The following is a 25,125-nucleotide window of genomic DNA, read 5'->3' as shown; positions in this document are numbered from 1 at the left end:
GGGCGGGTCGCACGCGGCGACCCCCCCCACCCCCGGACCGTCTCAGCGCCCCCGGCCGCCCTGCTTCGGGTCGGTCAGCCCGGCCCGCCGCAGCGCGTCGGCCATCGCGCTGTTCGCCGGAGCCGGAGCGCCCTGGCCCTGCCGCGAACCGCCGCCGCCCTCGCCACGCCGGTCCTGCCCGCCGCCCCCGCCACGCCGGTCCCGACCACCGCCGCCGCCGCCGCGCCGGTCCTGCCCGCCGCCGCCCTGGCCGCCCTGCCCGCCGCCGGAGCCTTGCCCCTGGCCCTGCCCTTGGCCCTGCCCCTGTCCCTGCCGCTGCCTCGGCGGACGCGCGCCCCGCTCTCCCCGGCCCTGCTGCCCGCCGCCGGAAGGACCGCCCGCGCCCGGCTCGTCGTCCAGCCGCAGCGTCAGCGAGATCCGCTTGCGCGGGATGTCGACGTCCATGACCTTGACCTTCACGATGTCCCCGGGCTTCACGACGTCGCGCGGGTCCTTCACGAAGGTCTTCGACAGCGCCGACACATGCACCAGACCGTCCTGGTGCACACCGATGTCGACGAACGCGCCGAAGGCGGCCACATTCGTCACGACGCCCTCCAGCACCATGCCGGGCTCCAGGTCGCCGAGCTTCTCGACGCCCTCCTTGAAGGTCGCCGTACGGAAGGCGGGACGCGGGTCGCGCCCCGGCTTCTCCAGCTCCTTCAGGATGTCCGTCACGGTCGGCAGACCGAACATGTCGTCCACGAAGTCCGCCGCGCGCAGCGACCGCAGCGCCTCCGCGTTGCCGATCAGCGAAGCGACCTCGCCGCCCGCGCTCTTCCCCATCCGCCGCACCACCGGGTACGCCTCCGGGTGCACGCTGGAGCCGTCCAACGGGTCGTCGCCGCCCCGGATCCGCAGGAAGCCCGCGCACTGCTCGTACGCCTTCGGGCCGAGCCGCGCCACGTCCTTGAGCCCCTTGCGGGAGCGGAAGGGACCGTTGGCGTCGCGGTGCGCGACGATGTTCTCGGCGAGACCGGAGCTGATCCCCGAGACCCGTGAAAGCAGCGGCGCGGAGGCGGTGTTGACGTCCACGCCGACGCCGTTCACACAGTCCTCGACGACCGCGTCCAGCGAACGCGAGAGCTTCACTTCCGACAGGTCGTGCTGGTACTGGCCGACGCCGATCGACTTCGGGTCGATCTTCACCAGCTCCGCCAGCGGGTCCTGGAGCCGCCGCGCGATCGACACCGCGCCGCGCAACGACACGTCCATGTCGGGCAGTTCCTGCGAGGCGAAGGCGGACGCGGAGTACACGGACGCCCCCGCCTCCGAGACCATCACCTTCGTGAGCTTCAACTCGGGGTGCTTGTCGATCAGTTCACCGGCGAGCTTGTCCGTCTCGCGGGACGCCGTGCCGTTGCCGATCGCGATCAGGTCGACCGCGTGCTCCTTCGCGAGGTGCGCGAGCTTCGCCAGCGCCTGGTCCCACTTGTTCGCGGGCACATGCGGGTGGATCACCTCGGTGGCCACCACCTTGCCGGTGGCGTCGACGACCGCCACCTTCACCCCCGTACGGAAACCGGGGTCCAGGCCGAGTGTGGCGCGCGTCCCGGCCGGGGCGGCGAGCAGCAGATCGCGCAGGTTGGAGGCGAAGACCCGTACCGCCTCGTCCTCCGCCGCCGTGCGCAGCCGCAGCCGCAGGTCGATGCCCAGGTGCACCTGGATCCGGGTCCGCCAGGCCCAACGCACCGTGTCCGCGAGCCACTTGTCGCCCGGCCGGCCCCGGTCGGCGATCTCGAAGCGGCGGGCGATCATGTTCTCGTACGTCGAGGGGCCCGGCCGTTCGTCGGCCTCCGGCTCCTGGGGCTCCAGGACCAGGTCGAGCACGTTCTCCTTCTCGCCGCGCAGCAGCGCGAGCACCCGGTGCGAGGGCAGCGCGGTGAACCGCTCCGCGAAGTCGAAGTAGTCGGCGAACTTGGCGCCCGCCTCTTCCTGGCCCTCGCGCACCTTCGCCGCCAGCCGGCCCCGGGTCCACATGCGCTCGCGCAGCTCGCCCGTCAGGTCGGCGTCCTCGGAGAACCGCTCGGTGAGGATGGAGCGGGCGCCGTCCAGGGCCGCCGCCGCGTCCGCCACGCCCTTGTCGCCGTCCACGAACGCGGCGGCGGCGGCGAGCGGATCGGCCGACGGGTCGGCGAGCAGGCCCTTTGCCAGCGGTTCGAGCCCCGCCTCCCGGGCGATCTGCGCCTTGGTCCGGCGCTTCGGCTTGAACGGCAGGTAGATGTCCTCCAGGCGCGCCTTGGTGTCGGCCGCCCGGATGCTCGCCTCCAGCGCCGAGTCCAGCTTGCCCTGTTCGCGGACGGACTCGAGGATCGACGTACGCCGCTCCTCCAGCTCCCGCAGATACCGCAGCCGCTCCTCCAGCGTGCGCAACTGCGCGTCGTCGAGCGATTCGGTCGCCTCTTTGCGGTAGCGCGCGATGAACGGCACGGTGGAACCGCCGTCGAGCAGCTCGACGGCCGCCCTGACCTGTCGCTCACGTACGCCGAGCTCCTCGGCGATCCTGCCTTCGATGGACGTCGTCACGGTTTTCCCGACTCGCCTTCTCGTACTGGCTGTGCTGGCCGTGCTCGCGGTGCGATGAGCACGTTCTTACCGGGGGCGGTGGCCCTCGGGGGGATGTCCCGTCTGCATTGTGCCGGGTGGCCGGGGGCCGTGTCGCATGACCTGGTCGAACGCGCCGGAGCCCCCGCACCGCGTGCGAGGGCTCCGGGAGGCGGGTGGCTCAGCCCCGGCCGGTCGCCTCGGCCGGGAACGCGCCCGCCGCGGCCGCCGTGAACAGGAAGCCGCGCCCCAGCTCGGTGAGCCGCTCCACGCCTTCCGCGCCCAGGTGCTCGTACGGGGCCACGTCCATCCGGTCCGTCGCCTCCTCCACCTGGGCGCGCAGCGCCGTCCCCGCCCCGGTCAGCGCGAGCTCCTCGCCCGTCTCCAGCAGCCCGCGCTCCCGCAGCCGGTCACAGGCCGCCTCCCAGTCGGTGCGCCGCCAGCCCCGGGAGGACAGGATCCAGCGGATCGCCATGCCCTTGCCGGTGGCGGTGTGGCTGACGAGCGACTCCACCGGGTCCAGTCCCGCGGCCAGCAGCGCGGCGAGGTGCGCGTCGCCCCGGTGCTCGCGCAGCAGGGTCGCCGCGTGCCAGAACGCCAGGTGCGGTTCGTCGGGCACCGGCAGCTCCGCGTGCGCGGCGTACAGCGGCCGGGCGTGCGGGGTGCACGCCTCGGTGGCGCGCAGGGCGAGCCGGGCCGCCTCCGCCATCTCGTCGGAGGCGATGATCTCCTCGCCGAGCACCCGCCGCAGCGTCGCGTCCGCCGCCCGCAGCCGGGCCCCGAGGACCCGCTCGGGCGAGGCGACGGACCAGACGGCGGGCACATGCCGGGCTACCAGGGCCGGGTTGAAGTTGTAGAACGTCGCGGTGACGACGCCCGCCCCCACCGCCCCGAACGCGGCGGCCCGGGTGGCGAAGTAGGCGGCCCCCGGGTCCTCGATGCCGAGCTTGCCGAGCTCGGCGCCCAGGTCGGGGGAGAAGAAGAGGCACGAGTGCAGCGGGTTGACGGCGTTGTGGCAACGGCGTTCCGCGCGGGCCGGAAGAGTACTCATACCCGCACGTTACCGACTGGTCGGTACGGCATGGAGCCCTGGGGCGGCGGATCCCCGGGACACCTCACCCGGCGGTGCCCGTGGTGTACGTGAAGTGCGGCGCGCGCCGCTCCAGGAAGGCGGCGACCCCCTCCGCGGTGTCGCCGCTGCCCCGCGCCTCACCGGCCCAGTGCGCGTCCCGGTCCAGCCGTCCCGCCGCGAACTCCTTCGCCGCCGCCTGCGTCAGCAGGGAGCGCGAGGCCAGGATCCGCGCGTACTCCGCCACCCGCTCCTCCAGCCCGCCGGCCGGCAGCACCTCGTCCACCAGTCCGGCGCGCAGGGCCCGGACCGTGCCGATGAGCTCACCGGAGAAGAGCAGATGCTTTGCCGTGGCCGGGCCGATCAGGGCGACCAGCCGCCGGGTGGAGGAGGCCGGGTAGACGATCCCCAGCTTCGCCGGGGTGACGCCGAACAGGGCGCCCTCCTGGGCGAACCGCAGATCGCAGGCGGCCGCGAGCTGGCTGCCGCCGCCCACGCAGTAGCCGCGCAGCGCCGCGAGCGTCGGCCGGGGGAACGCGGCGAGCGCCTCCTCGGCCGCCACCGCCAGCGCCTGGACGTCCGCGGCGCCCTCGCGCAGCGTGGAGATGTCCGCCCCGCCGCAGAAGGTCTCCCCGGCCCCCGTCAGCACCAGCACCCTTACCGCCGGATCGGCGGCCAGCCGCTCCAGCAGCTCCGGCACGCTCCGCCACATCGCGGCGGTCATCGCGTTGCGCTTGGCGGGGTGGCTGATCACGACGGTGGCGATCCCGCCGTCGACGGTGCTGAGAAGCTGGGGTTCCATACGGTCCATGCGCCGGATGCTATCCGTACGGTTCGAACCTATGATCAAGAAGGGGTCGCGAAGCGGACACGCACCGTAAGGAGCTGTCGATGAACGGACCCACCGCCGAAGGCGGGAAGCACGGGACGCCCGCCCGGGGCAGGAAGCGCGCACCCACCGCCGAGGGCCGGAAACTGAGCCGCAGTTTCGGCTGGCTCACCCTGCTCGGCACGCTGCTGGTGATCGCGGGGATCATCGGTCTGGTCTACACAGGCGTCGCCACCCTCACCTCGATGCTGCTCTTCGGCTGGCTGCTGCTGATCGGCGGCATCGTCGGCCTGGCGCACGCGATCGAGTCGCGCGGCACCAACTACTTCTGGCTGGGCGTCGTGGTCGCCGCCCTGAACCTCGCCGCGGGCGTGGTCGTGATCCGCCACCCCGAGGGCACGGCCGAGGCGCTGACCATGTTCGCCGCGCTGCTCTTCCTGACCGGCGGGGTGTTCCGGCTGGTCGGCAGCGTCGTCGTACGCGGTCCGCAGATGGGCTGGACGCTGCTGCAAGGGGCCTTCGGGCTGCTGCTGGGCCTGCTGGTGCTGTTCGACTGGCCGCACAGCAGCCTGTACGTTCTGGGGTGCTTCTTCTCCCTGGCCCTGCTGTTCGACGGGCTCGGCCTGATCGCCATCGGGGTGGGCGGCCGACGTATCGTCAGCATGGTCTCCGACCGGCTCGATGCTTCCGGCCCGGATCAGGGCGGGCTGCCCAAGTCAGCAGAAGGCGGGCAGAAGTAGTCCATCGGCGGCCATGAAAGCGCACCCGCGGTCAAATAGCGTCGATACGCAGCTATTTCCGATCAGTGGCCCGGTACGGACCAAGCCATTCCCAACACTCTTTACTCGACGGTCAGTGCAGTGCGAGTGAGAGCTGGTGCCGGACGATGGAGAGCCTGGGGAGTGCCCCCGCCGATCCCGTGTCGTACGAGGGGGTCTGGCGTTTCACCGCCCCCGCCGTCGACGTCTCCGTGCCGCAGGCCCGGCACGCCGTGCGCGACCTCCTCGGCCGCCAGGGCGTGCCCATCGAGGAGGACATCCTCCAGGGGCTGCTGCTGATCGTCTCGGAGCTGGTCACCAACGCCGTCAAGCACGCGGCGCTGCTCTCGCCCGAGCTGGCCGTCGAGGTGGCGATCGGGGCCGACTGGGTCCGGGTCTCGGTCGAGGACAGCCATCCCTACCGCCCCACCGCGCTGGAGACGGACTACGCGCAGACCGGCGGCCGCGGACTGCTGCTGGTCAAGGAGATCACCGCCCAGGCGGGCGGGACCTGCGACGTGGAGCACACCGCGAGCGGCGGGAAGACCATCTGGGCGGCGCTGCCGTTGAAAACGCAGCTCTGACCGCCCCGTACGCGATCCGCGCGGATCACCAGCCCGCGGACGGTCCCGTCAGCTCCCGGATCGCCGGGCGCGCGGCGTCCAGCACCGTCATGAACCAGGCGGAGAACGGGGCCTCGGCATGCCGCTCGGCGAGCTCCGCCGCCGTGACGAAGGCCGTCTCCCCGACCTCCTCGGCGTCCGGGTCCAGCTGCTCCTGCGCCATCCCCACGAACAGGTGGTTGAACTCCTGCTCCACCAGTCCCGACACCGGGTCCGGGTGGTTGTAGCGGACCGTGCCCGCCTCCGCCAGCAGCGAGGGCGCGATCCCCAGCTCCTCGTACGTACGCCGGGCGGCCGCCGCGAACGGGGCCTCGCCCGGGTAGGGGTGCCCGCAGCAGGTGTTCGACCAGACGCCGGGGGAGTGGTACTTGCCGAGCGCCCTGCGCTGGAGCAGCAGGCGTCCCCGCTCGTCGAAGAGGAAGACGGAGAACGCACGGTGCAGCTGCCCGGGGGCCTGGTGGGCCGCCAGCTTCTCCGCGGTGCCGATGGTGGTGCCGTTCTCGTCGACCAGTTCGAGCATGATCGCTTCTGCGGTTCCGTTCGACGAGCTGTGCGTCGCGGTGGCTGGTGTGGTCGGCATACCCATCCTTCGCTTTGGTCCCCGGCCTCGTGCGCCGGACCCCTGGAGTCCGGTCAAGTCTGCCGCACAAACGCCGCTCGTCCGCACTTCGGGTCCGGGCATGTCCGCCCCGCCGCGCTCCCCGGGCGCGGCGGGGCGGACGGGTCGTCAGACCCCGAAGGCCGCCGGATAGCGGATCATGCCCGCCGGAACCTGGACGGAATCGTCCAGCACCAGCGCCATGATCGCCTCGTCCGGCACCTCGAAGCCCGGCCGGATCCCGTGGCGGGAGGCCGGTACGAAGCCGAAGCGCGGGTAGTACGCGGGATGCCCGAGCACCACCACCAGCGCCTCTCCGCGCACCCGGGCGGCGTCCAGCACCGCCCGCACCACGGCCTGCCCGGCCCCCTGCCGCTGGTGGGCGGGGGAGGCGGCCACCGGGGCCAGCGCGAGCGCCGGGGCGTCCCCGACCCGGCACCGGGTCAGCAGCGCGTACGCCGCGAGGGACCCGTCCGGGGCCTCGGCGACGTACGACAGGTCCGGCAGCCAGGCCCCCGCGTCGGCCCGCAGCGCGTCCACGAGATCGGCCTCGTCCCGGGTCGGGAACGCGGCGGCGTTGAGCGCGTGTACGGCCTCCCGGTCCGCCGCCGTCTCCGGCCGGGTGGCCCAGCGGGGGTCGGCCGGACGCAGCAGGTACGCGGCGTAGCCGTACTCCCCGCCGTGCTCACGCCGCACCGCCAGCTCCTCACGGGTGGCCGCGAGCGCCCACTCCATGCCGGGAGCCGCCGGGTCGGCGCTCTCGACCCGGGCGGCGAGCGGGACGTAGTACGCGTCCCAGTCGCTCTCGGGCTGGAGCAGCACGGCCGGGACCGTGCAGCCCGCGGCGACGGCCGCCGCGGTCGTCTCCGGCAGCGTGCGCAGGGAGCCGTTGCGCTCCCAGAAGGCGCGCGCCCCGGCCGAGGGCGCGTCGGTGGTCCAGACGCACTCGGAGACCATCATCGCGCCGCCCGGGGCGAGCAGCCGCTGCCACTGGCGTACGGCGGTGGCGAAGCCGATGCAGTAGGCCGACCCCTCGGCCCAGACGAGGTCGAAGGAGCCCGCGGGGAACGCGGGACCGGTGAGGTCGCCCATGTCGGCCCGGACCGTACGGATACGGTCGCCCAGACCGCGCGCCTCGGCCGCCTCGCGCAGCTCGTCCAGGAACGGCTGGTGCAGGTCGACCGCGGTCACCTCGGCGCCCGCCTCGGCGGCGAGCAGCAGGGCGGCCCGGCCCGGACCGCAGCCCAGGTCGAGGACGCGCGGACGGTCGGGCAGCGGGCCGGCCAGAGCGAGCAGCCGGCGCGTCGTGGCGTCGGAGCCGGGACTCTGCCGGGGCAGACGGTGGTGCAGGGTGAAGAACGCCTCGGTGCGGGAGGCGTCGTCGGTGTGGTCGGTCAACGTGGGAACCCTTGGGTGTGAGGGCTCCGACCCGATCCGAAAAGAGGTGAAGAGCGGACCTAGCCGGAAACCCGGGAGATGAGGGAAGAACGATTGCCGCGCCGTGAAGGCGTCGTCGCGACCGTCATCAACCTCAGCTCCTCTCGAAAGGTCCCGGTCCGTCCGGGGCGTCCACCGTGAGACTCGAACGTCTCAGCGAAACCACAGTAACATCCCTGCCGCACCGCCTCAGTGGCAGAGCCGCGCCTCGTGCTCGGCGTGACCGCTCGGCTCCAACTGGAAGGTGCAGTGCTCCACGTCGAAGTGGTCGCCCAGGCAGCCCTGCAACTCGTGGAGCACCTTCTCGTGCCCTATCGAGTCCAGCATCTCCTGGCGCACCACCACATGGGCGGAGAGCACCGGCATCCCCGAGGTGATCGTCCAGGCGTGCAGGTCGTGCACGTCCAGGACCCCCGGCAGCGCCGTGATGTGGGCCCGTACCTCCGCCATGTCCACGCCCTTGGGGGCCGCCTCCAGCAGCACGTTCAGGGTCTCCCGCAGCAGCTTCACCGTCCGGGGGACGATCATCAGACCGATCACCAGGGAGGCGATCGGGTCGGCGGCCTGCCAGCCGGTCGCCATGATGACGGCGGCCGAGACGATCACGGCGAGCGAGCCCAGGGTGTCGGCCAGCACCTCCAGATACGCGCCCCGCACGTTCAGGCTCTCGCGCTGGCCGCGCATCAGCAGGGACAGCGAGACGATGTTGGCCACCAGGCCCACGGCGGCGAATGCGATGGCGAGGCCGCCCTTGGTCTCGGCCGGAGTGATGAACCGGTCGATCGCCTCGAAGATCAGATAGCCGCCGACCCCCAGCAGCAGCAGGCAGTTGGCCAGCGCCGCCAGGATCTCGGCGCGGGCGAAGCCGAAGGTGCGGTTCGGGCCGGCCGGCCGGTTGGCGAAGTGGATGGCGAGCAGTGCCATCCCGAGCCCCAGGGCGTCGGTGGCCATGTGGGCGGCGTCCGCGATCAGGGCCAGCGAGTTGGAGAGCACCCCGCCGACGATCTCCATGACCATCACGCTCAGGGTGATCCCCAGGGCCACCTTCAGCCTGCCCCGGTACGCGGCGGCCGCCGTGCCGGTGGGAGGCGGCCCGCCGTGCGTATGCCCGTGATCGTGGCCAGCCCCCATGCGAAACGCCTCCAGGTTCCCTGTGACAGCACCGCGCGAAACCGCCCGGCCAGGCCAGTGAACTACGGGTGGGGGGTATCCGGCAACACGGCACTGAACACCGTTGTCATGTGCCCTGACCTGCGGAAACGTTCCGCAGGTCAGGGCGCTGGCACGTTACGCTCCCCGCCCGGCGCGAGCCTCGGGATGACGCAGCAGCCAGCCCTCCCAGGCCGATTCCACCATCGCGCGCACATCCCGGCGAGCCGTCCACCCCAGCTCCTCGGCCATCCGCGCGGCCGACGCCACCGCCCTCGCCGCGTCGCCGGGGCGGCGCGGTTCCACGACCGGCTCCACCCCGTGCCCGGTCACCTCCGCGATCACGGCGATCAGCTCCCGTACCGAGACGCCCTCGCCCCGGCCGATGTTCAGCGTCAGATCGCCGCCCTCGCGCCCGGCCAGCTCCCGCGCGACCGCGAGGTGCGCCTCGGCCAGGTCGGCGACGTGGATGTAGTCACGGATGCAGGTGCCGTCCGGGGTGGGGTAGTCGTCGCCGAAGATCCGGGGGGCCTCACCGCGCGTCAGCCGGTCGAAGACCATCGGGACGATGTTGAAGACCCCGGTGTCCGCGAGCCCGGGCCCCGCCGCACCCGCCACGTTGAAGTACCGCAGACAGGCGGTCGAGAGCCCGTGCGCCTTCCCGGCCGCCCGCACCAGCCACTCCCCGGTGAGCTTGGTCTCGCCGTACGGGTTGATCGGCAGGCAGGGCGTCTCCTCCGTGATGAGCTCCACATCCGGTACGCCGTAGACGGCGGCCGAGGACGAGAAGAGGAAGCGCCGCACACCCGCCGCCACCACGGCCTCCAGCAGCACGGCCAGCCCCGCGACGTTCTCCCGGTAGTACAGCAGGGGCCTCTCCACGGACTCGCCGACCTGCTTCCTCGCCGCGAGATGCACCACACCGCTCACGTCGTGCTCACCGAGCACCCGGTCCAGCAGCGCCCGGTCCGAGAACGAGCCCTCCACCAGCGTGACGGCCTCGGGCAGCCGGTCCACGACGCCCGTCGAGCGGTCGTCCAGCACCACGACCCGCTCGCCCGCCGCGACCATGGCCCGCGCCACGTGTGCCCCGATGTACCCCGCCCCGCCTGTGATCAGCCATGTCATGGCCGCCACCCTAAGGGGAGGCCCCGGGAGGCCCTCACCGGCGCGGTTTGTGGGGCGGGGCGTCGATCGACGATGATGATCGCGAACGGCGTCCCTGGCCGCACGACCGCCCGAACACCGCGCAAACGGGCGGTGAAGTCGGTCTTCGGTTCATCGGATAGCCTCAGCCGACACGCCGCCGGCCCGTCCACGGGCCGTGCTGCCGTGCGTCGTCCATCGTCAGTGCCAAGGAGTGAGTTCGTCTGTCGACCGCCATCCTCACCGGTGTGCCGGTACCCGGCTCGTCGCTCGTGGACGACCTGCGGTCCCTGGGCTTCGACGTGCTCAGCGCCGTCGACGCCGGTGACGCCGCAGCACTCCTCGACGCCGTGCCGCCGGGCCGCCGGGTCGCGCTCGTCGACCCGCGCTTCGTGGGCCATGTGCACGCGCTGCGGCTCGGGCTGACCGACCCCCGCTTCGCGGCCGCGAGCCTCCCCGGGGCCCTCACCGCCCAGCCCGAGGCCCGCCCCGCCCTGGTGCGCGCCCTGCACCGCACCGCCGCAGCGGTCGGCGCCGGCGCCCCCGTCGTCGAACCGGACACCGACCCGGCCCCCGAGGACCGCACCGTCCCCGGCCGCATCGCCGTCGCGCTGGACGCCGAGGGCATCGCCGTACAGCGCCCCGAACTCGGCTCGCTCACCGCCGCCGTCCCCACCGACGCCGGACAGCGGGCAGCCGCCGAGGCGGAGCGCGACGCGGTCGACGACGAGGCCGTACGGCTGCGCAGCGCGGTCAAGGCCCACGACGGCTTCTTCACCACCTTCTGCATCAGCCCCTACTCCCGCTACATCGCCCGCTGGTGCGCCCGCCGGGGCCTCACCCCGAACCAGGTCACCACCGCCTCGCTGATCACCGCGCTCATAGCGGCCGGCAGCGCGGCCACCGGGACCCGGGGCGGCTACGTCGCCGCCGGGATCCTGCTGCTGGTCTCCTTCGTCCTGGACTGCACCGACGGGCAGCTCGCCCGCTACTCGCTCCAGTACTCCACGATGGGCGCCTGGCTGGACGCCACCTTCGACCGGGCCAAGGAGTACGCGTACTACGCCGGGCTCGCCATCGGGGCCGCGCGCGGCGGCGATGACGTCTGGGTCCTGGCGCTCGGCGCGATGGTCCTCCAGGCGTGCCGCCACGTCGTGGACTTCTCGTTCAACGAGGCCAACCACGACGCGGTCGCCAACACCAGCCCCACCGCCGCCCTCTCCGGCAAGCTCGACAACCTCGGCTGGACGGTCTGGGCACGCCGGATGATCGTGCTGCCGATCGGCGAGCGCTGGGCCATGATCGCGGTGCTCACCGCGTTCACCACCCCCCGCATCGTCTTCTACGCCCTGCTCGTCGGCTGCTCCCTGGCCGCCTGCTACACCACCGCCGGCCGCCTGCTGCGCTCGCTGACCCGCAAGGCCCGCCGCACCGACCGCGCCGCACGGGCCCTGGCCGACCTGGCCGACTCGGGGCCCCTCGCCCAGGCCGTCGCCGCCGTCGCCCCCGGACCGCGCGGCGCTTTCACCGCCCCGGCGCTCGCCCTGCTCGGGGCGCTGGTCATGGTCGGCTCCGCGCTCTTCCTCCCGTACGGCAGCCGGCTCACCGTCGCCGCCGCGGCGCTCTACGCGCTGCTCTCCGGCCTCGCCGTCGCCCGCCCGCTCAAGGGCGCGCTCGACTGGCTGGCCCCGCCGTTCTTCCGCGCCGCCGAGTACGGCACGATCCTCGTGCTGGCCGCCCGCAGCGACGCCCCCCACGCCGTCCCGGCGGCCTTCGGGCTCGTCTCGGCCATCGCCTACCACCACTACGACACGGTCTACCGCATTCGCGGAGGCACCGGCGCACCGCCCCGGTGGCTGGTGCGGACCGCCGGCGGCCACGAGGGCCGGACCGCGCTGGTCGCCGTCCTCGCCGCCCTGCTCACCCACACCTCAGGTTTCACCACGGCTCTCACCGCCCTCGCGGTGGCCGTGGCTCTGGTGGTGCTCGTGGAGTCCATCCGCTTCTGGGTGTCCTCCTCGGCCCCCGCCGTACACGACGAAGGAGAACTCGCATGATCGGCCTCGTACTGGCAGCCGGTGCAGGACGACGTCTGCGCCCATACACGGACACGCTCCCCAAGGCGCTCGTCCCCGTGGACGGCGACAAGACGGTCCTCGACCTCACGCTGGCCAACTTCGCGGAGGTCGGACTGACCGAGGTCGCGATCGTCGTCGGCTACCGCAAGGAGGCCGTCTACGCGCGCAAGGCCGAGCTGGAGGCGACGTACGGCGTCACCCTCACGCTCATCGACAACGACAAGGCCGAGGAGTGGAACAACGCCTACTCCCTGTGGTGCGCCCGTGACGTCATCAAGCGCGGCGTGATCCTCGCCAACGGCGACACCGTGCACCCGGTCTCGGTCGAGAAGACCCTCCTGGACGCGCGCGGCAAGGGCCAGAAGATCATCCTGGCCCTCGACACCGAGAAGAGCCTCGCCGACGAGGAGATGAAGGTCATCACGGAGGAGGGCAAGGGCGTCCAGCGCATCACGAAGCTGATGGACCCGGCCACCGCCACCGGCGAGTACATCGGCGTCACCCTCATCGAGGCCGAGGCCGCCGAGGAGCTCGCGGACGCGCTGAAGGCCACCTTCGAGCGCGACCCCGACCTCTACTACGAGGACGGCTACCAGGAGCTCGTCAACCGCGGCTTCACCGTCGACGTGGCGCCCATCGGCACCGTGACCTGGGTCGAGATCGACAACCACGACGACCTCGCCAAGGGCCGGGAGATCGCGTGCCAGTACTGACCCGGCTCATTCCGTCCCCGATCGTCGTCGACATCCGGCGTGGCGCCCTGGACGATCTGGCGGGTCTTCTGGCCGATCAGCGGATCTCCTCCTCGGGCAAGCTGGCCGTCGCGATCAGCGACGGCTCCGGGCGCGCCCTGCGGGAGAAGCTCGCCCCGGCCCTCCCCGGCGCCGACTGGTACCCGGTCGCCGACGGCACGATCGACTCCGCGGTCAAGCTCGCGGACGGCATCAAGGGCAACCGCTACGACGCGGTGGTCGGCCTCGGCGGCGGCAAGATCATCGACGTGACCAAGTACGCGGCCGCGCGCGTCGGGCTGCCCATGGTCGCCGTCGCGACGAACCTCTCGCACGACGGCCTGTGCTCGCCGGTCGCCACCCTGGACAACGACAACGGGCGCGGCTCCTACGGGGTGCCCACCCCGATCGCCGTGGTCATCGACCTCGACGTCATCCGGGCGGCCCCGACCCGCTATGTGCGCTCCGGCATCGGCGACGCGATCTCGAACATCTCCTGCGTCGCGGACTGGGAGCTGGCCCACGAGGTCAACGGCGAGGAGATCGACGGCCTGGCGGCCGCGATGGCCCGCCAGGCGGGGGAGGCCGTGCTGCGCCACCCCGGCGGGGTCGGTGACGACGCCTTCCTGAAGGTGCTGGCCGAGGGGCTCGTGCTGACCGGCATCTCGATGTCGGTCGCGGGCGACTCGCGACCCGCCTCCGGGGCCTGCCACGAGATCAACCACGCCTTCGACCTCCTGTACCCGCAGCGCGCGGCCAGTCACGGCGAGCAGGTCGGCCTGGGTGCCTGCTTCGCCATGCATCTGCGCGGGGCCCGCCAGGAGTCCCTCCTGATGGCCTCGATACTGCGCCGCCACGGCCTGCCGGTCCTGCCGGAGGAGATCGGGTTCAGCGTCGACGAGTTCGTCCGGGCCGTCGACTACGCGCCGCAGACGCGCCCGGGACGCTTCACGGTCCTGGAGCACCTCAACCTGTCCACCGATCAGATCAGGGACGCGTACGCCGACTATGCCAAGACCATCAGTAGCTGAACTCCGTCCGGTCGTTCACCCCCCGGGGGTGAAGGACCGGCGCAGCGGCGAGCACTGGGCCGGGCGCATGTACATGCGGGAGGTCTCGCTGCGCGTGGACCGCTACCTGGTGAACACACGGGTCACCCCGAACCAGGTGACGTACGTGATGACGCTGGCCGGAGCCCTGGCCGCCCCGGCCCTGCTGGTGCCGGGGATTCCCGGGGCGCTGCTCGGCGTGCTGATGGTCCAGCTCTACCTGCTGTTCGACTGCGTGGACGGCGAGCTGGCCCGCTGGAAGAAGCAGTACTCGCTCAGCGGCGTCTACCTGGACCGGGTGGCGGCCTACCTGTGCGACGCGGCGGTGCTGGTCGGCCTCGGCCTGCGCGCCGCCGACATCTGGGGCGAGGGCCGGATCGACTGGCTCTGGGCCTTCCTCGGCACGCTCGCCGCGCTCGGCGCGATCCTGATCAAGGCGGAGACGGACCTGGTCGGCGTCGCCCGCCACCAGGGCGGGCTGCCGCCGGTGAAGGAGGCGGCCTCCGAGCCGCGCTCCTCCGGCATGGCGCTGGCCCGCCGGGCGGCCGGAGCGCTCAAGTTCCACCGGCTGATCCTCGGGATCGAGGCATCGCTGCTGATCCTCCTGGTCGCGATCCTGGACACCATCGGCGGCGACCTCTTCTACACCCGCCTGGCCACGGCCGTCCTGGCCGGCATCGCGCTGCTCCAGACCCTGCTGCACCTGGTGTCCGTCCTGGCGTCCAGCAGGCTGAAGTGACCTCTGCCATGAAACTGGGCGCGGTGATCATCACCATGGGCAACCGCCCCGAGGAGCTCCGCGCCCTCCTCGATTCGGTCTCCGCGCAGGACGGCGACCGGATCGAGGTCGTGGTGGTCGGCAACGGGGCCCCGCCCGGGGACGTCCCGGCCGGTGTGCGGACGGTGGAGCTGCCCGAGAACCTGGGCATCCCCGGCGGCCGCAACGTCGGCATCGAGGCGTTCGGCCCGTCCGGCGCCGACGTGGACGCCCTGCTCTTCCTGGACGACGACGGGCTGCTGGCGCACCCGGACACCGCCGAGCTCTGCCGGCGGGCGTTCGAAGCCGATCCGCGGCTCGGCATCATCACCTTCCGGATCGCGGACCCGGACACCGGCGTCACCCAGCGCCGGCATGTGCCCCGGCTCCGGGCGGCCGACCCGATGCGCTCCTCCGGCGTGACGACCTTCCTCGGCGGCGCCAACGCCGTACGGACGCGGGTCCTCGCCGAGGTCGGCCCGCTGCCGGAGGCGTTCTTCTACGCCCACGAGGAGACGGACCTGGCCTGGCGGGCGCTGGACGCCGGCTGGGGCATCGACTACCGCGCGGACATGGTGCTGAACCACCCCACCACGGCCCCCTCCCGGCACGCGGTCCACCACCGCATGGTGGCCCGCAACCGGGTCTGGCTCGCCCGCCGCAACCTGCCCGCGCCGCTGGTCCCCTTCTACCTGGGGGTCTGGCTGCTGCTGACCCTGCTCAGACGCCCGTCGCGACCCGCGCTGAAGGCGTGGTTCGGCGGTTTCCGGGAAGGCTGGTCGACGCCCTGCGGGGTCCGCCGCCCGATGAAGTGGCGTACGGTGTGGCGGCTGACGAGACTGGGCCGCCCTCCGGTCATCTGAGAGGCTTTCCTCTGAGAGCATGAGGCGTATTTTCTTTCCGGGACCTGTCCGCCTGAGCCGCGCCCGCGACTGGCTGCGCGTGAAGACGAGAGTTTCAACTTGTGAGTGACACGACCCACGACGGTGGGGTAGCCCTCGGCACCCTGTCGTCCGCCGACGAGGGGCTGAGCGCGGCCCGGACGGCCGCCAAGTACGGCCTGACCGTGAGCGGCGCCCGGCCCGGCCTGTTCGAATACATCAGACAGCTCTGGGGCCGCCGCCACTTCATCCTGGCCTTCTCCCGGGCGAAGCTGACCGCGCAGTACAGCCAGGCCAAACTGGGCCAGCTGTGGCAGGTGGTCACCCCTCTCCTGAACGCCGCTGTCTATTACCTGATCTTCGGACTGATCCTGGGGACCAGGGAGGGAATCCCCCACGACGTCTTCGTGCCGTTCCTGGTCACCGGCGTCTTCGTCTTCACCTTCACCCAGAGCTCCGTGATGGCGGGCGTCCGGTCGATCTCCGGCAACCTCGGACTGGTCCGGGCCCTCCACTTCCCCCGGGCCTCGCTGCCCATCTCCTTCTCGCTCCAGCAGCTCCAGCAGCTGCTCTTCTCGATGATCGTGCTGGTCGCGGTCGCCATCATCTTCGGCAGCTACCCCTCGCTGTCGTGGCTCCTGGTGATCCCCGCGCTGATTCTTCAGTTCTTCTTCAACACCGGCCTGGCCCTGATCATGGCGCGGCTCGGCTCCAAGACCCCCGACCTCGCGCAGCTGATGCCGTTCGTCATGCGGACCTGGATGTACGCCTCGGGCGTCATGTTCTCCATCCCGGTGATGCTCAAGGACAAGCCGCAGTGGATCGCCGACGTGCTCCTGTACAACCCGGCGGCGATCTACATGGACCTGGTCCGCTTCGCCCTGATCGACGGATACGGCTCCGAGTACCTGCCCGACCACGTGTGGGCCGCCGGCCTGGGCTGGGCGGTGCTGCTGGGGGCCGTGGGATTCGTGTACTTCTGGAAGGCAGAGGAACGGTACGGCCGTGGCTGAGGACAACACGCAGGGACGGATTCCCACGGTCATCGCCGACGAGGTCCACATCGTCTACCGGGTCAACGGCGCCGGCGGCGGCCGGGGCAGCGCCACCGCCGCGCTGAGCCGCATGATGCGCCGGGGCAAGGGCGAGCAGCGCGGCGTCAGGAAGGTGCACGCGGTACGCGGCGTCTCCTTCACCGCCTACCGGGGCGAGGCCATCGGCCTCATCGGCAGCAACGGCTCCGGCAAGTCGACGCTGCTGCGGGCCATCGCCGGACTGCTGCCGACCGAGTCCGGGCACGTCTACACCGACGGCCAGCCCTCGCTGCTCGGGGTGAACGCGGCCCTGATGAGCGACCTGACCGGCGAGCGCAACGTCGTCCTCGGCGGTCTGGCCATGGGCATGAGCCGCGACGAGATCCGCGAGCGCTACGACGACATCGTGGAGTTCTCCGGGATCAACGAGAAGGGCGACTTCATCACCCTGCCGATGCGGACGTACTCCTCCGGCATGGCCGCCCGGCTGCGCTTCTCCATCGCCGCCGCCAAGAACCACGACGTCCTCATGATCGACGAGGCGCTGGCCACCGGCGACCGCAAGTTCCGGATCCGCTCCGAGGAGCGGATCCGCGAACTCCGCAAGGAGGCGGGCACGGTCTTCCTGGTCAGCCACAACAACAAGTCGATCCGGGACACCTGCGACCGGGCGTTGTGGCTGGAGAAGGGCGAGCTGTTGATGGACGGCCCCACCGAGGAAGTCCTCAAGGCGTACGAGCGCGAGACGGGCAAGTAACCCGCAGCGCCTCCCCGTGGCCCCCGCCGGACCTCTTCCGGCGGGGGCCACGGTGCCGCCCGGGGCGGCCGGGGACGCCCGCCGTACGGCCCGGGGTCGATCTCCTCCCGGCGGATGACGTCAATTCACCGGTGCGCGGGGAAGGTTGACGGACAGGCCGGCGTCCGCCCGGTGGGCGCTCCACCCCGCCGTACCCGTGTGAGCTGTGCAACGTAAGCTGTAGCGGTGCTGATTCACGGCAAGTGGGGCGATACGCCCCCGGCGCTTCGCCCGCGGTGCCGCAGTGCACTCGGAAGAGCGAGCGGCGTGTCCGAAAAGGGATGTTTTGGGTCAGCAGTGTAGAACGGGAGATGTGACGGCAATGACGGAAGATCTCCAGCTCCGACGTGGTCCCGCCGTCTCCGCCCCGGGCGGTCCGCAGTGACCACCACCCCCCAGGCGCGCACCGGTGACGCCACACTCGGCAAGGCCGCGGACGAGAACTTCCCCGTGGCCCCCTTCTTCCTGCCCCGCGCCTGGCGCGACGACCTGATGGCGGTCTACGGCTACGCCCGGCTCGTCGACGACATCGGCGACGGCGACCTCGCCCCCGGCGGAGCCGACGCCCGCCGCCTGGGCCTGGAGCCGGGACAGAGCGACGACCGCCTCGCCATGCTCGACGCCTTCGAGGCCGACCTCCACCGGGTCTTCGCCACCACCGGGCAGGAGCCGCGCCACCCGCTGCTGCGCGCCCTGCGCCCCACCGTGCGACGCCGCGCGCTCACCCCCGAACCCTTCCTCGGCCTGATCGAGGCCAACCGGCAGGACCAGAAGGTCCGCCGCTACGCCACCTACGAGGAGCTCGCCGCCTACTGCGAGCTCTCCGCCAACCCGGTCGGCCGCCTGGTCCTGGCCCTCACCGGCACCACGAGCCCGGAGCGTGTACGCCGCTCCGACGCGGTCTGCACCGCGCTCCAGATCGTCGAGCACCTCCAGGACGTGGCCGAGGACCTGGGCCGCGACCGGATCTATCTGCCCGCCGAGGACATGGACCGCTTCCGCGTCACCGAGGCCGACCTGGCCCGGCCGTCCGCCGGGGCCTCGGTCCGCGCCCTCATCGCGTACGAGGCCCGGCGCGCGAGCGAGCTGCTGGACGAAGGCACGCCCCTGGTGGGCAGCGTCGACGGCAGGCTCAAGCTCTTCCTCGCCGGCTTCGTCGGCGGCGGACGCAGCGCCCTGGCGGCGATCTCGGCCGCCGGATTCGACGTACTGCCGGGGCCGCCCAAACCCACCAAGCCCAGCATGCTGCGCGAAGTCGCAGTCGTCCTGCGAAGAGCGCGTAGAGAGGGGTGAGCCGGACCGTGGAGGGACAGACGACGTACATGTCGCCGCCGGTACAGGCCGCATACAGTTACTGCGAGGCCGTCACCGGACAGCAGGCCCGCAACTTCGCCTACGGCATCAGGCTGCTGCCGTACGAGAAGCGGCAGGCCATGTCGGCTCTGTACGCCTTCTCCCGTCGCGTCGACGACATCGGCGACGGCGAGCTGGACCCGGGGACCAAGCGGACCCGGCTGGAGAGCACCCGCGACCTGCTCGACCGGGTCCGGCACGGCAAGGTCGAGGAGGACGACACCGACCCGGTGGCCGTCGCCCTCGCCGACGCCTCCCGCCGCTTCCCGCTGCCGCTCGAAGGACTCGACGAGCTGATCGACGGCGTTCTGATGGACGTGCGCGGCGCGACCTACGAGACCTGGGACGACCTGAAGACGTACTGCCGCTGCGTCGCCGGCGCCATCGGACGCCTCAGCCTCGGCGTCTTCGGCACGGAGCCGGGGGCGCCCGGCGTCGAGCGCGCCTCCGAGTACGCCGACACCCTCGGCCTCGCCCTCCAGCTCACCAACATCCTGCGCGACGTCCGCGAGGACGCCGGCAACGGACGCACCTACCTCCCCGCCGACGACCTGGCCAAATTCGGCTGCTCCGCCGGATTCCACCGGGCCACCCCGCCGCCCGGCTCCGACTTCGCCGGCCTCGTCCACTTCGAGGTGCGCCGGGCCCGCGCCCTGTTCGCCGAGGGGTACCGCCTGCTGCCGATGCTGGACCGCCGCAGCGGGGCCTGCGTCGCCGCCATGGCCGGGATCTACCGCCGCCTCCTGGACCGGATCGAGCGCGACCCGGAGGCCGTGCTGCGCGGCCGGGTCTCGCTGCCCGGCCACGAGAAGGCGTACGTCGCGGTGCGCGGCCTCTCCGGCCTGGACGCCCGGCACGTGTCACGGCTGACCTCCCGGGGGCGGGCCTGATGCGCACCGGCGGGCCCGGGCCCCGGCCGACCCTCCGGTGGCCCCACGCGTCCACGACTGCGACGATTCCCTTCGGGGAGACCCGGCGACCGGTGACGACCCGGCGAGAGGGGCAGGCATGAGCGACGAGACCCCGCGCCCCGTCGCGGTCGTCGTCGGAGGGGGCCTCGCCGGCATCACGGCGGCGCTGCGCCTCGCCGAGGGCGGGCTCGACGTCACCCTGCTCGAAGGGCGGCCCCGCCTCGGCGGCCTCGCCTTCTCCTTCCAGCGCGGCGACCTCACCGTCGACAACGGCCAGCACGTCTACCTGCGCTGCTGCACCGGCTACCGCTGGTTTCTCGACCGCGTCGAGGCCGCCCACCTCGCGCCCCTCCAGGACCGCCTGGACGTCCCCGTGCTGGACGTCGGCCGGGCCGCCGGACCGCGCCTGGGACGGCTGCGCCGCACCGCGCTTCCCGTACCGCTGCACCTCGCCGGCGGCCTCGCGGCCTATCCGCACCTCTCGCTCGCGGAGAAGGCGAGCGTCGGCCGCGCCGCCCTCGCGCTCGGCCGCCTCGACCCCGCCGACCCCGAGCTCGACCGCATCGACTTCGCCACCTGGCTGAGGCGGCACGGCCAGTCCGAGCGCACCATCGAGGCGCTCTGGGACCTCGTCGGCGTCGCCACCCTGAACGCCACCGCCCCCCACGCCTCCATGGCACTGGCCGCCAAGGTGTTCAAGACCGGCCTGCTCTCCGACCCCGGGGCCGCCGACATCGGCTGGGCCACCGTCCCGCTGGGCGAGCTGCACGACACCCTCGCCCGCAAGGCCCTGGACACGGCGGGCGTCCGCACCGAGCTGCGCGCCAAGGTCGGCTCCCTGACCCGCACCGAGGACGGCCGCTGGAGCGTCGAGAGCGCGGGGGAGCACATCACCGCCGACACCGTCGTCCTCGCCGTACCGCAGACCGAGACCCACGACCTGCTGCCCGCCGGGGCCCTGGACGAGCCGGACCTCCTGCTCGACATCGACAACGCGCCCATCCTCAACGTGCACGTCGTCTACGACCGCAAGGTCCTGCGCCGCCCGTTCTTCGCCGCGATCGGCTCCCCGGTCCAGTGGGTCTTCGACCGCACCCACTCCTCGGGGCTCAAGGGCCCCGGGCAGTATCTGGCGGTCTCCCAGTCCGCCGCCCAGGACGAGATCGACCTCCCCGTCGCCGAGCTGCGGGCCCGCTACCTGCCCGAGCTGGAACGGCTCCTGCCCGCCGCACGCGGCGCGGGCATCCGGGACTTCTTCGTCACCCGGGAGCGCACCGCCACCTTCGCGCCCGCCCCGGGCGTCGGCCGGCTGCGCCCCGGCCCCCGTACGCGCACGCCCGGACTGCACCTGTCGGGCGCCTGGACCGACACCGGCTGGCCCGCGACGATGGAGGGCGCCGTGCGCAGTGGCTTCCAGGCCGCCGACGCCGCCCTCCACGACCTCGGCCGCCCCCATGGACATCCGCTGCAGGAGGCGGCATGAGCAGTACCACCGGAACAAGAGGAGAGTCAGTGACCCCGGCGAATCCGGCTTCCGACACCGTGGCGGACACCACGGACGTCACCGCGCTTCTGGAGCGCGGACGAGCCCTGTCAGCGCCGGTGCTGCGGGCGGCCGTGGACCGGCTGGCGCCGCCCATGGACACCGTCGCGGCCTACCACTTCGGCTGGATCGACGCCGAGGGACGGCCCTCGGACGGTGACGGCGGCAAGGCCGTGCGCCCCGCGCTCGCCCTGCTGTCGGCCGAGGTGGCGGGCGCGCCCGCCGAAGCGGGCGTCCCCGGAGCCGTGGCCGTCGAGCTCGTGCACAACTTCTCGCTGCTGCACGACGACCTGATGGACGGCGACGAGCAGCGCCGCCACCGCGACACCGTATGGAAGGTGCACGGCCCCGCCCAGGCGATCCTGGTCGGCGACGCGCTCTTCGCCCTGGCGTACGACGTCCTGCTGGAGCTCGGCACGGTCGAGGCGGGCCGCGCGGCCCGCCGGCTGACCACCGCCACCCGGGGGCTCATCGACGGCCAGGCCCAGGACATCTCCTACGAGCACCGCGAGCGGGTCACCGTCGAGGAGTGCCTCGAGATGGAGGGCAACAAGACCGGAGCCCTGCTCGCCTGCGCGGTCTCCATCGGCGCGGTGCTCGGCGGCGCCGACGACCGCACCGCCGACACCCTGGAGGCGTACGGCTACCACCTCGGCCTCGCCTTCCAGGCCGTCGACGACCTGCTCGGCATCTGGGGCGACCCCGAGTCCACCGGCAAGCAGACCTGGAGCGACCTGCGCCAGCGCAAGAAGTCCCTCCCGGTCGTCGCCGCGCTCGCCGCGGGCGGCCCGGCCTCCGAGCGGCTCGGCGAGCTGCTCGCCGCCGACGCCAAGAGCAGCGATTTCGACAGCTTCTCCGAAGCGGAGTTCGCCGCCCGCGCGGCGCTCATCGAGGAGGCGGGCGGCCGCGAGTGGACCGCCCAGGAAGCCCGTCGCCAGCACGCGGTCGCCATCGAGGCGCTGCACGGCGTCGACATGCCGCACCGGGTGCGGGAGCAGCTCACCGCCCTCGCGGACTTCGTGGTGGTACGAAAGAAATGATCAGCACGCGCATATGACTCGCAGTCGCCGGCCGACGCCCTGACCCGGGCGTCGGCCGACGGAGACCCCAGCACAGCAGAGAAACCACTGCACGTAAGGGGAAGCTCATGACAGCGACGACCGACGGATCCACCGGGGCCGCCGATCTCCACACGGACCCGGCCGGTGATCCGGCCGACACGACCAACGCCGCGGACGACGTGCTCGTCGCCGCACGGCGGGCCGCGGAACGCTCCGTGGAGCACCTCCTCGGCAGACAGGACGAGCAGGGCTGGTGGAAGGGCGACCTGGCCACCAACGTCACGATGGACGCGGAAGACCTGCTCCTGCGCCAGTTCCTCGGCATCCAGGACCCGGAGACCACCCGCGCGGCCGCCCTCTTCATCCGGGGCGAACAGCTCGGCGACGGCACCTGGAACACCTTCTACGGCGGGCCGAGCGACCTCTCCGCCACCATCGAGGCGTACGTGGCCCTGCGGCTGGCCGGGGACCGCCCCGACGACCCGCACATGGCGCGCGCCTCCGCCTGGGTCCGGGAACAGGGCGGCATCGCGGCCGCCCGCGTCTTCACCCGCATCTGGCTGGCCCTGTTCGGCTGGTGGAAGTGGGACGACCTCCCCGAACTGCCGCCCGAGCTGATGTTCCTCCCCTCGTGGGTCCCGCTGAACATCTACGACTTCGGCTGCTGGGCCCGGCAGACCATCGTCCCCCTCACCATCGTCTCCGCGAAGCGCCCCGTGCGGCCCGCGCCCTTCGCCCTGGACGAGCTGCACACCGACCCGGCCGAGCCCAATCCGCCCAGGAAGCCTGCCCCGGCGGCGAGTTGGGACGGCTTCTTCCAGCGCCTGGACAAGGGGCTGCACCTCTACCACAAGGTCGCCCCGCGCCCCCTGCGCCGTATCGCGATGAACGTGGCGGCCCGCTGGATCGTCGAGCGGCAGGAGAACGACGGCTGCTGGGGCGGGATCCAGCCCCCGGCCGTCTACTCCATCATCGCCCTGCACCTGCTCGGCTACGACCTCGACCACCCGGTGATGCGCGCCGGACTCGCCTCGCTCGACCGGTTCGCCGTCCACCGCGAGGACGGCGCGCGCATGGTCGAGGCGTGCCAGTCGCCCGTCTGGGACACCTGTCTGGCGACCATCGCCCTGGTCGACGGCGGACTGAGACCCGACCATCCGGCGTTGGTGAAGGCCGCCGACTGGATGCTGGCCGAGGAGATCACCCGGCCCGGCGACTGGTCCGTACGCAGACCCGAACTCGCCCCCGGAGGCTGGGCGTTCGAGTTCCACAACGACAACTACCCGGACATCGACGACACCGCCGAAGTCGTCCTGGCGCTGCGCCGGGTGCGCCACCCCGACCCCGCCCGGCTGGAAGCGGCCATCGAACGCGGGGTGCGCTGGAACCTCGGGATGCAGTCCCGCAACGGGGCCTGGGGCGCGTTCGACGCCGACAACACCAGCCCGTTCCCCAACCGCCTGCCGTTCTGCGACTTCGGCGAGGTCATCGACCCGCCGTCGGCCGATGTCACCGGCCATGTGGTGGAGATGCTCGCCGTCGAAGGGCTCGCCGAACACCCCGCCACCCGCAGGGGAATCGAGTGGCTGCTCGCCGAACAGGAGGCGTGCGGGGCGTGGTTCGGCCGCTGGGGCGTCAACTACGTGTACGGGACGGGGTCGGTGGTGCCCGCACTGGTCGCCTCCGGACTGCCGGCCGGACACCCCTCGATCCGGCGCGCGGTCACCTGGCTGGAGTCCGTGCAGAACGACGACGGCGGCTGGGGCGAGGACCTGCGCTCGTACCAGGAGGAGAAGTGGATCGGCCACGGTGAGTCCACCGCCTCCCAGACCGCCTGGGCGCTGCTCGCCCTGCTCGCCGCGGGCCGCCGCGACAGCCGGGCCGTCGCCCGGGGGGTCGGCTGGCTGACCGAGGCCCAGCAGGCGGACGGCTCCTGGGACGAGCCGTACTTCACCGGCACCGGCTTCCCCTGGGACTTCTCCATCAACTACCACCTGTACCGCCAGGTCTTCCCGCTGACCGCACTCGGGCGTTACGTGTACGGCGACCCGTTCGCCGACCGTGCGGGCGCGGCCAAGGGGGCGTGATGGCCGGCGCACCGGGGCCCGCGGACCCCGTGTCGCCGCTGCTGGTCGCCTGCGCGCTGGGCATCGAGCAGCTCGCCCTGCGCAGCGGCCGGCGCGCCGGGGGCCCGGTGCGGGTCCTGCGCACCGGCATGGGCCCCCGGGCGGCGGAGGCGGCCGTGGCGGCGGTCCTCGCCCCCGGCGGCGTACCGGACGCGGCCGTCATCGCCTCCGGCTTCTGCGCGGGCCTGGCCCCCGGGATGCACCCCGGGGACCTGGTCGTCGCCGAGGAGACCCGGGACGCGGACGGGGCGAGCCCCTGCACCGGCACCGGGCTGCTGGTCGCCGCCCTCGCCCGGGCCGCCCCCGGCCGCAGGGTCCACACCGGCCCGCTGGCCGGCTCCGACCACGTCGTGCGCGGCCCCGAGCGGGCCGCGCTGCGGGCCACCGGGGCCGTCGCGGTGGACATGGAGTCCGCGGCGACACTGCGTACCGCCCTGTGCCACGGACCGCGCCCGGTTGCGGCCGTCCGGGTGGTCGTGGACGCTCCAGAGCATGAGCTCGTCCGCATCGGCACGGTACGCGGTGGAATATCAGCCTTCCGTGTCCTCCGAGCCGTCCTTCCGGCTTTCTACGAATGGCACCGTTCCTCAACGCTCCCCAGGAGGTGAGCCAG

At 72.6% G+C, this 25,125-nt stretch carries 22 protein-coding genes; 15 read left to right on the top strand and 7 right to left on the bottom strand.

Annotation, left to right across the window (positions count from 1 at the left end):
- Positions 1 to 42 precede the first annotated feature (42 nt).
- The 3 genes from ACLJPL_RS09570 to ACLJPL_RS09560 all read right to left on the bottom strand — a co-directional run bounded on the left by ACLJPL_RS09570 (position 43) and on the right by ACLJPL_RS09560 (position 4,463).
- Entirely contained in the window at positions 43 to 2,565 is a 2,523-nt protein-coding gene (locus ACLJPL_RS09570; protein ID WP_411080312.1) for a Tex family protein, read from the bottom strand.
- Positions 2,566 to 2,764: 199 nt separating this feature from the next.
- Positions 2,765 to 3,634 carry an SCO6745 family protein gene (locus tag ACLJPL_RS09565; protein ID WP_411080311.1) on the bottom strand — a complete coding sequence of 290 codons (870 nt, stop codon included), beginning with the start codon at positions 3,632 to 3,634 and terminating at the stop codon, positions 2,765 to 2,767.
- Between the two features lie 64 nt (positions 3,635 to 3,698).
- Positions 3,699 to 4,463, bottom strand: a complete 765-nt coding sequence (locus ACLJPL_RS09560) for an enoyl-CoA hydratase/isomerase family protein (RefSeq protein WP_411080310.1) — start codon at positions 4,461 to 4,463, stop codon at positions 3,699 to 3,701.
- A gap of 80 nt (positions 4,464 to 4,543) precedes the next feature.
- On the opposite strand from ACLJPL_RS09560, the gene ACLJPL_RS09555 reads away from it, so the two are divergent.
- Positions 4,544 to 5,221, top strand: a complete 678-nt coding sequence (locus tag ACLJPL_RS09555) for an HdeD family acid-resistance protein (protein WP_411080309.1) — start codon at positions 4,544 to 4,546, stop codon at positions 5,219 to 5,221.
- Positions 5,222 to 5,367: 146 nt separating this feature from the next.
- Positions 5,368 to 5,823, top strand: coding sequence for an ATP-binding protein (locus ACLJPL_RS09550; RefSeq protein ID WP_411080308.1), 456 nt, complete (start codon positions 5,368 to 5,370; stop codon positions 5,821 to 5,823).
- Positions 5,824 to 5,848: 25 nt separating this feature from the next.
- On the opposite strand, the gene idi is transcribed toward ACLJPL_RS09550, so the two are convergent.
- From idi to galE, 4 genes are all read right to left on the bottom strand, one after another.
- Positions 5,849 to 6,442: an isopentenyl-diphosphate Delta-isomerase gene (gene idi / locus ACLJPL_RS09545; protein WP_411080307.1), complete on the bottom strand. Its 594-nt coding sequence runs from the start codon at positions 6,440 to 6,442 to the stop codon at positions 5,849 to 5,851.
- A 147-nt stretch (positions 6,443 to 6,589) separates the two neighbouring features.
- Complete coding sequence (locus tag ACLJPL_RS09540) at positions 6,590 to 7,858, bottom strand: GNAT family N-acetyltransferase (protein WP_411080306.1); 1,269 nt, start codon at positions 7,856 to 7,858, stop codon at positions 6,590 to 6,592.
- A gap of 228 nt (positions 7,859 to 8,086) precedes the next feature.
- Positions 8,087 to 9,028: a cation diffusion facilitator family transporter gene (locus ACLJPL_RS09535; protein ID WP_411080305.1), complete on the bottom strand. Its 942-nt coding sequence runs from the start codon at positions 9,026 to 9,028 to the stop codon at positions 8,087 to 8,089.
- A 156-nt stretch (positions 9,029 to 9,184) separates the two neighbouring features.
- Positions 9,185 to 10,174, bottom strand: coding sequence for a UDP-glucose 4-epimerase GalE (galE, locus tag ACLJPL_RS09530; RefSeq protein ID WP_411080304.1), 990 nt, complete (start codon positions 10,172 to 10,174; stop codon positions 9,185 to 9,187).
- A gap of 320 nt (positions 10,175 to 10,494) precedes the next feature.
- Between galE and ACLJPL_RS09525 the strand changes: the two genes are divergently transcribed.
- The 13 genes from ACLJPL_RS09525 (at position 10,495) to ACLJPL_RS09465 (ending at position 25,120) form a co-directional block, all read left to right on the top strand.
- Positions 10,495 to 12,249, top strand: coding sequence for a DUF5941 domain-containing protein (locus ACLJPL_RS09525; protein ID WP_411080534.1), 1,755 nt, complete (start codon positions 10,495 to 10,497; stop codon positions 12,247 to 12,249).
- Complete coding sequence (locus ACLJPL_RS09520) at positions 12,246 to 12,983, top strand: sugar phosphate nucleotidyltransferase (protein WP_411080303.1); 738 nt, start codon at positions 12,246 to 12,248, stop codon at positions 12,981 to 12,983. Before ACLJPL_RS09525 ends, ACLJPL_RS09520 begins: the two co-directional genes overlap by 4 nt.
- Positions 12,971 to 14,032, top strand: coding sequence for an iron-containing alcohol dehydrogenase family protein (locus tag ACLJPL_RS09515; RefSeq protein WP_411080302.1), 1,062 nt, complete (start codon positions 12,971 to 12,973; stop codon positions 14,030 to 14,032). Before ACLJPL_RS09520 ends, ACLJPL_RS09515 begins: the two co-directional genes overlap by 13 nt.
- Complete coding sequence (locus ACLJPL_RS09510; RefSeq protein ID WP_096630852.1) at positions 14,010 to 14,789, top strand: CDP-alcohol phosphatidyltransferase family protein; 780 nt, start codon at positions 14,010 to 14,012, stop codon at positions 14,787 to 14,789. The genes ACLJPL_RS09515 and ACLJPL_RS09510 overlap by 23 nt, the downstream gene beginning before the upstream one ends.
- Before the next feature lie 8 nt (positions 14,790 to 14,797).
- Positions 14,798 to 15,670: a glycosyltransferase family 2 protein gene (locus ACLJPL_RS09505; protein WP_411080533.1), complete on the top strand. Its 873-nt coding sequence runs from the start codon at positions 14,798 to 14,800 to the stop codon at positions 15,668 to 15,670.
- A gap of 101 nt (positions 15,671 to 15,771) precedes the next feature.
- On the top strand, positions 15,772 to 16,701 hold the full coding sequence (locus tag ACLJPL_RS09500; RefSeq protein WP_411080301.1) for an ABC transporter permease: 930 nt from the start codon (positions 15,772 to 15,774) through the stop codon (positions 16,699 to 16,701).
- Positions 16,694 to 17,479 (top strand): ABC transporter ATP-binding protein, encoded by a 786-nt coding sequence (locus ACLJPL_RS09495; RefSeq protein WP_411080300.1) that lies wholly within the window; start codon positions 16,694 to 16,696, stop codon positions 17,477 to 17,479. The genes ACLJPL_RS09500 and ACLJPL_RS09495 overlap by 8 nt, the downstream gene beginning before the upstream one ends.
- 420 nt (positions 17,480 to 17,899) lie before the next feature.
- Complete coding sequence (hpnC, locus tag ACLJPL_RS09490) at positions 17,900 to 18,811, top strand: squalene synthase HpnC (RefSeq protein ID WP_411080299.1); 912 nt, start codon at positions 17,900 to 17,902, stop codon at positions 18,809 to 18,811.
- Between the two features lie 29 nt (positions 18,812 to 18,840).
- Complete coding sequence (hpnD, locus tag ACLJPL_RS09485; protein WP_411080298.1) at positions 18,841 to 19,761, top strand: presqualene diphosphate synthase HpnD; 921 nt, start codon at positions 18,841 to 18,843, stop codon at positions 19,759 to 19,761.
- Positions 19,762 to 19,879: 118 nt separating this feature from the next.
- Positions 19,880 to 21,265, top strand: a complete 1,386-nt coding sequence (gene hpnE / locus ACLJPL_RS09480; RefSeq protein ID WP_411080297.1) for a hydroxysqualene dehydroxylase HpnE — start codon at positions 19,880 to 19,882, stop codon at positions 21,263 to 21,265.
- On the top strand, positions 21,262 to 22,365 hold the full coding sequence (locus tag ACLJPL_RS09475) for a polyprenyl synthetase family protein (RefSeq protein ID WP_411080296.1): 1,104 nt from the start codon (positions 21,262 to 21,264) through the stop codon (positions 22,363 to 22,365). Before hpnE ends, ACLJPL_RS09475 begins: the two co-directional genes overlap by 4 nt.
- A gap of 107 nt (positions 22,366 to 22,472) precedes the next feature.
- Positions 22,473 to 24,473, top strand: coding sequence for a squalene--hopene cyclase (gene shc / locus ACLJPL_RS09470; protein ID WP_411080295.1), 2,001 nt, complete (start codon positions 22,473 to 22,475; stop codon positions 24,471 to 24,473).
- Positions 24,473 to 25,120 (top strand): 1-hydroxy-2-methyl-2-butenyl 4-diphosphate reductase, encoded by a 648-nt coding sequence (locus ACLJPL_RS09465; protein ID WP_411080294.1) that lies wholly within the window; start codon positions 24,473 to 24,475, stop codon positions 25,118 to 25,120. The genes shc and ACLJPL_RS09465 overlap by 1 nt, the downstream gene beginning before the upstream one ends.
- The last annotated feature ends 5 nt before the right edge of the window (positions 25,121 to 25,125 follow it).

Source organism: Streptomyces sp. cmx-18-6, assembly GCF_046548915.1.
Classification (GTDB): Bacteria; Actinomycetota; Actinomycetes; order Streptomycetales; family Streptomycetaceae; genus Streptomyces.
This window is presented reverse-complemented; position numbering and strand designations above follow the sequence as displayed.